Here is an 11,938-nt window from a genome sequence, read left to right as displayed (position 1 = left end):
GTCATGGTCGACACCTTCCGCCCCCTCGACCTCGGCGAGGCCGGCCTCGCCGCCGACGACGGCAGGTACGCCTGGACCTGGTCCGGCCGGGGACCCTCCGCGTGACCCGGGCCGGGAGCGGCGCGCCACGGGGAGGGACGGCGACGGCCGGGGACGACGACGGGGGCCAGGGCGGGGGCACCCCCCAGTCCCAGACGCTGGACCGCGGCCTGCGGGTCCTCGAGCACCTGGCCGCCGTGGGCCGGCCGCAGCCGATCGCGGAGATCGGCCAGGCGCTGGGGCTGCACCGGTCGATCACCTACCGGCTGCTGCGGACCCTCGAGGACCACCGGCTCGTCGAGCGCGACCCCGCCGGGCACTACTGGCTGGGCCTCGGGATCGCCGGCCTGGCGCGGGGCGTGCGGGCCGACCTGCAGAGCGCCGCGCTCCCCTGGCTCACCGCCCTCGTCGCCGACCTGGGGATGACCGCGTTCCTCGTCGTCCGGGCCGGCGACGACGCGGTCACCGTGACCAGCGTCGAGCCGCAGGACTCCGCCGCGCACGTCGTCTACCGGCCGGGCACCCGGCACCCGGTCGGCCGGGGCGCCCCGGGCCTGGCGCTGCTCGTCCCCGAGCCGCCCGCCCCCGGTGACCGCCCGGAGCTGGTGCGCGCCCGGGAGGTCGGCTGGGCCGCCTCGCACGGCGAGGTGGTCCCCGGCCTGCGGTCCATCGCCGCGCCGGTCCTGGGCCCCGACGGCGGGGCCCGCGCCGCGGTCGCCGTCGTCTTCGTGGACGAGGCGGCGGACACCGGCCGGATCGGCCGCGCGGTGGCCGACGCCGCCCGGGGGGTCGGCGCCGGGCTGCGGTGACGTGCCGGCTCCCGGCGCGTGCGTGGAGCGGTCACACCGCGGGTACCCCGCCGCCCATGAGCGGGAAGTCGGCGGAGGACTACGCGGCGGACTACACGGACCCGGAGCTGCGGGAGCGGCTCAAGGAGGAGATCAAGGCCGGCGACCGCGGCGGCCGGCCGGGCCAGTGGAGCGCGCGCAAGAGCCAGCTGCTCACCCGGGAGTACGAGGCGCAGGGCGGCGGCTATCGGCACGAGGGCGAGCGCACCGAGTCCCAGCGCCACCTCCAGGAGTGGGGCGACCAGGACTGGCACACCGCGGACGGCGGCGACCGGGCGCGCGGCTCCGGCGGCACGAGCCGCTACCTGCCCGACGCCGCGTGGGAGCTCCTGTCGGACGACGAGAAGCGGGCCACCGACGCGAAGAAGAAGGGCTCCGACCAGCAGCACGTGGCCAACACCGACGCGGCCAAGGAGGCCCGCAAGGCCGCCGAGCTGGTCGACGTCGGCGCGCCCGAGGCGCGCGAGCGGGTCGGCTCGATGTCCGGGGACGCCCAGCTCGACCGCGCCGAGCGGGCCGAGCGCGAGCTGGGCAAGGGCCGCAAGACGGTGCTGGAGGCGATCGAGCGGCAGCGCGACCGGGACTGACCCGGGGGGCCGGCCTGGCCGCGGCCTGGCGTCAGGCCTGCTGCTGCGGGTCCCCGACCTGCTGCGCGGCGGCCTGCGTCTCCGGCTGTGGGCCGCCCGTGCCCGGGTGGTGGTCGCCCATCTCCGGCTGCGGGTCCTCGACCTGCGGGTGCGGGTCCCCGCCCCGGTCGCGGGCCCGCACCGCACCGGGGACACCGGACGCCACCCGGTGCAGGTCGTCGATCAGCTCGAGCATCGCGTGCAGGTCCGTCGGCACCCGGCCCAGGTCTGCGGTGCTCGGCAGGTGCCCGGAGTCCAGTCCGCGGAGCAGTCGCGGCACCTGGTCGGCGAGCGCCGCGAGGGCCGCGGTCCGCTCCTCGGTCAGCAGCGCAGGCACGCGGTCGAGCAGCCTGCCCAGGGCGCGGGACGTGTCGTCGGTGAGCTCGCGGTCGAGCCGGGCGAGCAGGTCCAGGGCAGCAGCCGCCTGCCCGCGGCCGAGCAGCTCCTCGGTGCTGTCGAGGTGATCGTCGGACAACAGCCGGTCGAGCCGTCCGCCGATCCGGGCGAGGCGCTCGTCGTGCAGCACCTCGTCGGCGCGGCCGACCACGCGGGGGACGCGGTCGCCGGCGAGCAGCCCGTCCAGCCGGCCGAGCAGCCGGACCGCCCGCTCGTCGGCCGCCAGGTCGAGCAGCGCACGGACCCGCTGGTCGGCGGCCAGGTCGAGCGCCTGCCGCACCCGCTCGTCGGTGAGGATGCGCAGGGTGGTGTCGACCCGGTCGTCGGTCACGACGTCGAGCGCCTGCCCGATCCGCTCGTCCGTGACCAGGTCGAGCGCCCGCCGGACCCGGTCGTCCGCGACGAGGTCGAGCAGCCGGTGGACCCGCTCGTCGGCGGCCAGGTGGAGGGCCACCCCGACCCGGTCGTCGGCGGCCAGGTCGAGCGCCCGCTGCGCGCGCCCGTCGGCCAGGAGGTCCAGCGCCCGGTCCAGGCGCTCGTCGGCCACCAGGTCCAGCGCCCGGTCCAGCCGTGCCACGCGGTCATCGGCCAGCAGCCGGTCCAGACCTCCGGCGAGCCGGTCGAGCCGGCCCGAGGACAGCAGGCCGTCGACGGCGTCCAGGGCCCGCGGCACGACGTCGGCCCGCGAGCGCAGCGAGTCCGCGGTGCGGCTCAGCGCCTCGACGCGGTCGGCCGACAGGGCGGCACCGAGCCGGTCGGCGACCGCACCGAGGGTCGCGAGCCGCTCGGGCGTCGCGATCGCGGCGACCCGCTGGACCACCCCCGCCGCCACCTCGACCGCCTCGGGACCGACTGCCGCCGCCCGGGCCACGGCGGGACCGGCGCCGTCGAGCAGGGCGCGGGTGCGGCGGAGGACGTCGTCGGCCAGCGGCAGCAGGGTCTGCACGCGCGGCAGCGCGGCGCTGAGGCTGCGGACGGAGTCGGCGAGCGTCCAGGGGAGGTCGAGGAGGTCCGAGGGACCGGGCAGGCGCACCGGCGTCGTCTACCCGTGTGCCGGCACCTGACCCACTCCCGGCCGCGATCGCAGTGCAGGGCGCAACCCCGCAGCCGTCTTCGCCTCCGCACCGCCTCCGGCTCGTGGCGCACCGGTCGGCGCGGGATGCGGTCGACGACCGCCGGGCCGGCCCCTGGACGCAGCCGGTGGCCGCAGGACGGGAGGCCGGGCTGCGCATCGTCGGGGTGCCCAGCGGTGCGGCCGACGGCGGCCGTGTGCGCCGGACGGCGGCGGTGCCGCTGACCTCGGTGTGCGAGCCACGGCCGGAACTCGCCAGGCGCGGGGCGCGGCCGTTGCTGGCAGAGTCACACGCGGGCGATCAGCACCAGCAGCTCGCCTCCGAGCCCACACTGGGGGTCTGGGAGTCGAGCTCGGTCCGCCGGTCGGCCGGCCGGGAGGGAGCCGCATGAGAGTCGCACTCTTCGCCACCTGTCTGGTCGACACGGTGGTGCCGCAGGTCGCGATGGCGACGGCCAGGCTGCTGGAGCGGCTGGGCCACGAGGTCGTCGTCCCGCCGGGCCAGGCGTGCTGCGGGCAGATGCACGTCAACACCGGCTACCGGCGCGAGGCGGTGCCGATCGTGGCCAACCACGTGCGCGCCTTCGCCGGCGCGGAGGCCGTCGTGTCGCCGTCCGGGTCCTGCGTGGCCTCGATCCACCACCAGCAGGCGCTGGTGCTGCGCCGCGCCGGCGAGGACGGGCTGGCCGCCGAGGCCGAGGCGCTGGCGGGGCGCACCTACGAGCTGTCCCAGTTCCTGGTCGACGTGCTCGGCGTGACCGATGTCGGCGCCTACTACCCGCACCGGGTCACCTACCACCCGACCTGCCACTCGCTGCGGCTGCTGCGGGTGGGCGACCGGCCGCTGCAGCTGCTGCGCGCCGTCCGCGGCCTCACGCTGGTCGAGCTGCCGGCCGCCGAGCAGTGCTGCGGCTTCGGCGGCACCTTCTCGGTGAAGAACGCCGACACCTCGACGGCGATGCTGACCGACAAGATGGCCAACGTGCTGTCCACGCACGCGGAGGTGTGCACCGCCGGTGACGCCTCCTGCCTCATGCACATCGGCGGTGGGCTGTCCCGGCTGCGGTCGGGGACGCGCACCGTGCACCTGGCCGAGATCCTGGCCTCGACGGAGGACGCCGTGACCCCCCGACAGACGACCGAACCGGCGGTGCCCGCGTGACCACCACCCCCGTCCGCCCCGGCGAGACCCCGCTGGCCCCCGGCGCGCCGCGCTCCGGCACGACGTTCCTCGGGCTGCCCACCGCACCCCGCGGCGTCGGCCACCTGCGCGGCGACCGGCCCTTCCCCGAGGCCGCCCGCGACGCGCTCCGGGACGGCCAGCTGCGCGCCAACCTCGGCCACGCCACCTCCACCATCCGCGCCAAGCGGGCGAAGGTGGTGGGCGAGGTGCCCGACTGGGAGCAGCTGCGCCAGGCCGGCAAGGCGCTCAAGGCCTCGACCATGGCCCGCCTCGACGAGCACCTCGTCGAGCTGGAACGGCAGGTGGCCGCCCGCGGCGGCACGGTGCACTGGGCCCGTGACGCCGACGAGGCCAACGCGATCGTCACCCGGCTGGTGCAGGCCACCGGCGCCGACGAGGTGGTCAAGGTGAAGTCGATGGCCACCCAGGAGATCGGCCTCAACGAGGCCCTGGAGTCCGCCGGCATCACCGCGCACGAGACCGACCTGGCCGAGCTGATCGTGCAGCTCGGCGACGACGCGCCCAGCCACATCCTGGTGCCGGCGATCCACAAGAACCGCGCGGAGATCCGGGAGATCTTCCTGCGCACCATGCCGGGGGTCGACCCCGAGCTCACCGACGAGCCGCGCCGGCTGGCGATGGCCGCGCGCAAGCACCTGCGCGAGCGGTTCCTGCGCGCCCGGGTGGCCATCAGCGGCGCCAACTTCGCCGTCGCCGAGACCGGCACGCTGGCCGTCGTCGAGAGCGAGGGCAACGGCCGGATGTGCCTGACCCTGCCGCAGACGCTGATCACCGTCATGGGCATCGAGAAGCTGGTGCCCACCTGGCGCGACCTCGAGGTGTTCCTGCAGCTGCTGCCCCGCTCCTCCACCGGGGAGCGGATGAACCCGTACACCTCGATGTGGAGCGGGGTCACCCCGGGCGACGGCCCGCAGGAGTTCCACCTGGTCCTGCTGGACAACGGGCGGACGGCGGTCCTCGCCGACGAGGTGGGCCGCGAGGCGCTGCACTGCATCCGGTGCTCGGCCTGCCTCAACGTCTGCCCGGTCTACGAGCGCACCGGCGGGCACTCCTACGGCTCGGTGTACCCCGGCCCGATCGGCGCGGTGCTCTCCCCGCAGCTGACCGGGGTGGAGGACAACGCCTCGCTGCCCTACGCCAGCTCGCTGTGCGGCGCCTGCTACGACGCCTGCCCGGTCGCCATCGACATCCCGTCGATCCTGGTGCACCTGCGCGCGGAGCACGTCGAGGCGCAGCAGAGGACCACCCCCGAGGCGGCGGCGTTCCGGCTGCTGTCCCGGGCGATGTCGAACCCGCGGCTGTGGCACCTCACGCAGCGGGCGGCGTCGCTGGGCCGGTTCCTCGCCAGGGGGAAGCCGACGATGCCGGCCGCGCTGCCCCCGCCGGCCTCGGCCTGGACCCGCAGCCGCGACCTGCCGGCCCCGCCGCGCGAGACGTTCGTGCAGCAGTGGACCCGCGAGCGCGGGGGGCGGTCGTGATGCCACTCCTGCGGTCCTCCTCGCGCTCCTGCGGTACTGCACGACCGCAAGAGCACGGGCGGCACCGCAAGACCCGCGCGGAGGTGGCCCGGTGAGCGCCCGCGAGGACGTGCTCGGCCGAATCCGCACCGCGCTGGGCGAGCGGCGTCCCGACGTGGTGGTGCCACGCGACTACCGGGCCACCGACGACCGCCCGGCCGCGCAGCGGCTCGACGTCCTCGTCGACCGGCTGGAGGACTACAAGGCCTCCGTGCTGCGCTGCGGCCCGGACGAGGTCGCCGCCACCGTCGCCGCCGCCCTCGACACCGGCCTGGGCGCCGGCTGGCAGCCCGCGTCGGTCGTCGTCGCCCCCGGGGTGCCGGCCGGCTGGCGGCCGGAGGGCACGAGCGAGGACGACGGCCGGCCCGCCGTCGACCTGGCCGCGTTCGCCGCCACGCTGACCGGTGTCGCGGTGGCGATCGCCGAGACCGGCACGCTGGTGCTCGACGGCGGCCCGCTGTCCGGCCGGCGGGCGGTCTCGCTGCTGCCGGACTGCCTGGTCTGCGTGGTCGAGACCGGGCAGGTCGTCGGCAGCGTGCCCGAGGCGCTGCCGCGGCTGGACCCGAACGCCCCGCTCACCATGGTCAGCGGCCCCTCGGCGACCAGCGACATCGAGCTGCAGCGGGTGGAGGGCGTGCACGGCCCCCGCACGCTGGTGGTGGTCCTGGTCGGCTGACGCCGTCGGGAGCATCGCAGCGAGCGCCAGCGAGCGAGGAGCGGACCGGCGGCGGAAGACGACCCGGACACCTGGTCGGCCGACCGGTCAGCCGGTGGGCTCGGCCGTCCCCGGCGCCGTGGGGTCGGCGCTCCCGGTCTCCGACGGGGTGCTGCCGGCCGTCGCGGACTCCTCAGCGGCCGACTCCCCCGCCGACGACCCCACCGACGACCCCACCGACGACCCCGCCGACGAGTCTGCCGAGGACTCCGCCGACGAGGACTCGGCCTCGCCCGCCGAGGTGGTGGGCGCGGACGACCCGGACGGCTCGGTGGTCGGCTCGGTCGTCGCCTCGGTGGTCGCCTCGGCGGACGGGGACGTGGGCGCCGACGGCGGCTCCCCGGCCGAGCCCTCCGTCGGGGTGGCGTCCTCGGTGGCCGCCGACTCCTCGGCGGGGGCGGAGGTCCCGGCGGCGGACTCCTCGGCGGGCGCCGGCTCCGCGGTCGGGGCGGCGTCCTCGGCGGGAGCCGGCTCCCGCGCCGGCGCCGGGTCGGCCGGGCGCGAGTCGGCCGAACCGGGGTCGGCAGGGTCCGCCGGGCCGGGGTCGGCCGCGGGGGCCTCCTCGGGGGCGGGCTCCCCGGTGGCGGCCGGCGCCGTCGCGACGGAGACCTCCACGCGGTCGCCCGGCCGCACCTCGGTGCCCGCCGGGTCGAGCGCGGTGACGGTGCCGGGCGCCGCGTCCGGCGCGACCTCCGGCTGCCGGCCCACGGTCAGCCCGAGGCCGGTGAGCTCGGCGGCGACCTCCTCGACCGGGCGGCCCACGTAGTCGTCGGCGCTGAGCACCAGCCCCGGCTCGGGCGCGGCCTCCGCCGACGGCGGGGCGGCGGCCGTGCTGCCGCCGTCGTCCCCCTGCCCGCCGAGGAGCACGACGGCGCCGGCGCCGAGCAGCACGACCGCGAGCACGGCCAGCGCCACGAGCAGCGACCGGCGGCGGCCGCCCTCCCCGGCGGCCTGCTGCCGCGTCGGCGCGGCGGGCGGCGCCTCCTGGGCGGCGGAGGGCACCGCCGCGGCGACGGCGGCGGCGGGGGCGATCGGCCGGGTGTGCGGACCGGTGCCCGGGGTGCGGTGGACGGTCTCCTCGATCGCGTGCAGGAACGCGTCGCCGTCGGGCAGGCGCTCCTGGGGGTCCTTGGTGAGCGCGGCATCGATGAGGTGGCGGACGTCGGGCGGGACGTCGGCGGGCAGCGGGTCGGGGTCCTCCTGCACCCGCTTGAGCGCGACGGTCACCGGGTTGGTGCCGGCGAAGGCGGGGTGGCCGGTCAGGGTCTCGTAGCCGACCAGGCCCAGGGCGTAGACGTCGCTGGCCGGGCTGACCCGCTCGCCGGCGGCCTGCTCGGGCGACATGTACTGCGCGGTGCCGATGACCTGGCCGGTGCCGGTCAGGGGCACGCTCTCGGCGGAGCAGGCGATGCCGAAGTCGGTGAGCTTCACGCTGCCGTCGGTGCGCACCAGGATGTTGCCGGGCTTGACGTCGCGGTGCACCACGCCGGCGCGGTGCGCCTCGGCCAGCCCGGCGGCGGCCTGCGACAGCACGGACAGCGCCGCGTCGGGCGCCAGCGGCCCCTCCTCGGCCAGCAGCGCGGACAGCGGTGCGCCGTCCACGAGTTCCATCACCAGGTAGGCGAGGTTCTCGCCGGTGTCCTGCGCCGTGCCCTCGCCGTAGTCGAGGACGGTGGCGATGTTCGGGTGGCTCAGGCCCGCGGCGTGCCGCGCCTCGGCGCGGAAGCGGGCCAGGAAGGTCGGGTCGTCGGCGAACTCGCTGCGCAGCACCTTCACGGCGACCGGCCGGTCCAGCATGGTGTCCCGGCCGCGCCAGACCTGCCCCATGCCGCCGGTGGCGATCAGCTCCTCGAGGTCGTAGCGGTCACCCAGGGTCTGCCGACCCCTCTCGACCGTGGTCACACCGCGCTCCGTCCCGTGTCGCCTGCCGGGCGCCGTCCGTCCCGCGCTGCCCCGTGCGACCGCTGTGCCCGCTCCGGCCCCGGCTGATACGGCCGGGTGCGGGCCGATGCCGACACCCCGGGCCATCGGTCACGCAACGTCCCCGGACCGACACGGCGGCGTCCCTCAGCGGAGGACGACGAGCAGGTCACCGCCCTCCACCTGCTGCACGGAGTCGATCGCCAGCCGCTCGACCGTGCCCGCGACCGGGGCGGTGATCGAGGCCTCCATCTTCATCGCCTCGATGGTGGCGATCGCCTGCCCGGCGGTCACGCTGTCGCCCTCGCCCACCTGCAGGCTCACCACGCCGGCGAAGGGGGCCGCGACCTGGCGCTGGTCGCTGCGGTCGGCCTTCTCGGCGGCCTTCACCTGGGCCTCCACCGAGCGGTCGCGCACCGACACCGGCCGCAGCTGCCCGTTGAGCGTGCACATGACGGTGCGCATGCCGCGCTCGTCGGGGTCGGAGACCGCCTCGATGCCCATGAGCAGGGTGACCCCGGGCTCGATGTCCACGGCGTGCTCGTCCCCGGGGCGCAGGCCGTAGAGGAACTCCTTGGTGGGCAGCACGGAGACGTCGCCGTACTGCTCGACGTGGGTGTCGAACTCGCGGGTCGGCCCGGGGAACAGCAGCCGGTTGAGCGTCGCGCGCGGCGTCTCGGCCAGCCCGCGCTCGTCGTCGGCGGACAGCTCCGCCGGCGGCTCGGCGGGGCGGCGGCCCTCCAGCGCCCGGGTGCGGAACGGCTCGGGCCACCCGCCGGGGGGGTCGCCGAGCTCGCCGCGCAGGAAGCCGATGACGGAGTCGGGCAGGTCGTACTTCCCGGGCTCGGCGGCGAAGTCCTCGACGCTGACGCCGGAGCCGACCAGCTGCAGCGCCAGGTCACCGACCACCTTGGAGCTCGGGGTCACCTTGACCAGCCGGCCGAGCAGCCGGTCGGCGGCCGCGTAGGCGTCCTCGACCTCCTCGAAGCGCTGCCCGAGGCCCAGGGCGATCGCCTGCTGGCGCAGGTTGGACAGCTGCCCGCCGGGGATCTCGTGGGTGTAGACCCGCCCGGTCGGCGACGGCAGCCCGGACTCGAAGGGCGCGTAGACCCGGCGGACCGCCTCCCAGTAGGGCTCCAGGTCGTTGACCGCACGTAGGTCCAGGCCGGTGGCCCGGTCGGTCTGGTCGGTGGCGGCGACGATCGCCGACAGCGGCGGCTGGCTGGTCGTGCCGGCCATGGAGGCCACCGCGCCGTCGACGGCGTCCACCCCCGCCTGCCACGCGGCCAGCAGGGTGGCCAGCTGGCCGCCGGCGGTGTCGTGGGTGTGCAGGTGCACCGGCAGGTCGAACCGCTCCCGCAGCGCGGTCACCAGGGTCGCCGCCGCCGGGGGCCGCAGCAGGCCGGCCATGTCCTTGATCGCCAGCACGTGCGCGCCGGCCTGGACGATCTGCTCGGCCAGCCGCAGGTAGTAGTCCAGCGTGTACAGCCGCTCGCCCGGGTCGGACAGGTCGGCGGTGTAGCACAGCGCGACCTCCGCGACCGCCGCCCCCGTCTCGCGGACGGCGTCGATCGCCGGGCGCATCTGCGCGACGTCGTTGAGCGCGTCGAAGACCCTGAAGACGTCCAGGCCGCAGGACGCCGCCTCGCGGACGAACGCGTCGGTCACGGCCTCCGGGTACGGGGTGTAGCCGACGGTGTTGCGGCCGCGGAGCAGCATCTGCAGGCAGACGTTGGGGACCGCCTCGCGCAGCGCCGCCAGCCGCTCCCACGGGTCCTCGTGCAGGAAGCGCAGCGCCACGTCGTAGGTCGCCCCGCCCCAGCACTCCAGGCTGAGCAGCTGCGGGGCGGTGCGGGCGACGTGCCCGGCGACGGCGAGCAGGTCCCTGGTGCGCACCCGCGTGGCCAGCAGCGACTGGTGCGCGTCGCGGAAGGTGGTGTCGGTGACCGCGAGCGCGGTCTGCGCCCGCAGCTCCGCGGCGAAGCGCTCCGGTCCGAGGGCCAGCAGCCGCTGGCGGGAGCCGTCGGGCGGCGGCGCCCCCAGGTCGACGGCGGGCAGCTTGTCCGCCGGGTCCACCAGGCGGGGGCGCTCCCCGTGCGGCCGGTTGACCGTGACGTCGGCCAGGTAGGTGAGCAGCTTGGTGCCCCGGTCGGCGGAGCTGCGGGCGGTGAGCAGGTGGGGGCGCTGCTCGATGAACGACGTCGTGACCCGCCCGGCGGCGAAGTCGGGGTCGTCGAGCAGCGCCTGCAGGAACGGGATGTTGGTCGCCACGCCGCGGATGCGGAACTCGGCCACCGCGCGGCGGGCCCGGGCCACCGCGATGCCGAACTCCCGCCCGCGGCAGGTCAGCTTCACCAGCATCGAGTCGAAGTGCGCGCCGACCTCCGCGCCCAGCGACGAGCCGCCGTCCAGCCGCACCCCGGCGCCGCCCGGTGAGCGGTAGGCGGTGATCCGGCCGGTGTCCGGGCGGAAGCCGTTGGCGGGGTCCTCGGTGGTGATCCGGCACTGCAGCGCCGCGCCGCGCAGCACGATCGAGTCCTGCGCCAGGCCCAGGTCGGCCAGCGTCTCCCCGGAGGCGATCCGCAGCTGGGACTGCACCAGGTCGACGTCGGTGACCTCCTCGGTGACCGTGTGCTCGACCTGGATGCGCGGGTTCATCTCGATGAACACGTGCCGGCCCTCGCGGTCGAGCAGGAACTCCACGGTGCCGGCGTTGACGTAGCCGATGGCCCGGGCGAAGGCCACCGCGTCGGCGCAGATCCGCTCCCGCAGCGCGGGGTCCAGGTTCGGCGCGGGCGCCAGCTCGACGACCTTCTGGTGCCGGCGCTGCACCGAGCAGTCCCGCTCGAACAGGTGCACCACGTCGCCGGCGGCGTCGGCCAGGACCTGCACCTCGATGTGCCGGGGCTCGACGACGGCCTGCTCGAGGAACACCGTCGCGTCACCGAAGGCCGACTCCGCCTCCCGCATCGCCGCCTGCACCGCACCGGCCAGCTCGCCGGCGTCCTCGACGCGGCGCATGCCGCGCCCGCCGCCGCCGGCGACCGCCTTGACGAACACCGGGAACGGCAGCTGGTCGGCAGCGGCCAGCAGGGTGTCCAGGTCGTCGCTGGGCTCGGTGGAGGCCAGCACCGGCAGGCCGGCGTCCCGGGCCGCGGCGATCGCCCGCGCCTTGTTGCCGGTGAGCTCCAGCACCGCGGCGGGCGGGCCGACGAAGGAGATCCCCTCCCGCTCGCAGGCCGCGGCGAGCTCCGGGTTCTCCGACAGGAACCCGTAGCCGGGGTAGACGGCGTCCGCCCCGGCCCGGCGGGCGGCGCCGACGACCTCCTCGACCGACAGGTAGGCGCGGACCGGGTGGCCCTCCTCGCCGATCTGGTAGCTCTCGTCGGCCTTGAGCCGGTGCACCGAGTTGCGGTCCTCCCACGGGAAGACGGCGACGGTCTCGGCTCCGAGCTCGTAGGCCGCGCGGAAGGCCCGCACCGCGATCTCGCCGCGGTTGGCGACCAGCACCTTGGTGAACACGCTGCTCCTCGGGGTCGGGCTGCTCGGCGGTCGGGACGGTGCCCCGAGCCTGTCAGAACCGCCCCGCCGCGGTGCAGCC

General features: G+C 76.5%; 8 protein-coding genes. 5 read left to right on the top strand and 3 right to left on the bottom strand.

Annotated features, from left to right (window positions below):
- Positions 1–101 precede the first annotated feature (101 nt).
- Both CHB98_RS19125 and CHB98_RS19120 read left to right on the top strand, forming a co-directional pair.
- A complete protein-coding gene (locus CHB98_RS19125) occupies positions 102–848 on the top strand; it encodes an IclR family transcriptional regulator (protein ID WP_089307173.1) in 747 nt (248 codons plus the stop codon).
- 56 nt (positions 849–904) lie between these two features.
- Positions 905–1,474: a hypothetical protein gene (locus tag CHB98_RS19120; protein ID WP_089307172.1), complete on the top strand. Its 570-nt coding sequence runs from the start codon at positions 905–907 to the stop codon at positions 1,472–1,474.
- Positions 1,475–1,505: 31 nt separating this feature from the next.
- Here CHB98_RS19120 and CHB98_RS19115 read toward each other — a convergent pair whose 3' ends face one another.
- Entirely contained in the window at positions 1,506–2,942 is a 1,437-nt protein-coding gene (locus CHB98_RS19115) for a hypothetical protein (protein WP_089307171.1), read from the bottom strand.
- A 427-nt stretch (positions 2,943–3,369) separates the two neighbouring features.
- Here CHB98_RS19115 and CHB98_RS19105 point away from each other — a divergent pair, with 427 nt between their 5' ends.
- The 3 genes from CHB98_RS19105 to CHB98_RS19095 all read left to right on the top strand — a co-directional run bounded on the left by CHB98_RS19105 (position 3,370) and on the right by CHB98_RS19095 (position 6,378).
- Positions 3,370–4,143: a (Fe-S)-binding protein gene (locus CHB98_RS19105; RefSeq protein WP_089307169.1), complete on the top strand. Its 774-nt coding sequence runs from the start codon at positions 3,370–3,372 to the stop codon at positions 4,141–4,143.
- The gene (locus tag CHB98_RS19100; protein WP_218822430.1) at positions 4,140–5,663 is read left to right on the top strand and encodes a LutB/LldF family L-lactate oxidation iron-sulfur protein; all 1,524 of its coding nucleotides are present in this window, start codon (positions 4,140–4,142) and stop codon (positions 5,661–5,663) included. The genes CHB98_RS19105 and CHB98_RS19100 overlap by 4 nt, the downstream gene beginning before the upstream one ends.
- Positions 5,664–5,754: 91 nt before the next feature.
- A complete protein-coding gene (locus tag CHB98_RS19095) occupies positions 5,755–6,378 on the top strand; it encodes a LutC/YkgG family protein (protein ID WP_089307168.1) in 624 nt (207 codons plus the stop codon).
- Between the two features lie 87 nt (positions 6,379–6,465).
- Here CHB98_RS19095 and CHB98_RS19090 read toward each other — a convergent pair whose 3' ends face one another.
- Positions 6,466–8,319, bottom strand: coding sequence for a serine/threonine protein kinase (locus CHB98_RS19090; protein ID WP_245821420.1), 1,854 nt, complete (start codon positions 8,317–8,319; stop codon positions 6,466–6,468).
- Positions 8,320–8,484: 165 nt separating this feature from the next.
- Complete coding sequence (locus CHB98_RS19085) at positions 8,485–11,859, bottom strand: pyruvate carboxylase (protein WP_089307166.1); 3,375 nt, start codon at positions 11,857–11,859, stop codon at positions 8,485–8,487.
- Positions 11,860–11,938 lie beyond the last annotated feature (79 nt).

This window comes from Geodermatophilus pulveris, assembly GCF_900188375.1.
GTDB lineage: Bacteria > Actinomycetota > Actinomycetes > Mycobacteriales > Geodermatophilaceae > Geodermatophilus > Geodermatophilus pulveris.
This window is presented reverse-complemented; position numbering and strand designations above follow the sequence as displayed.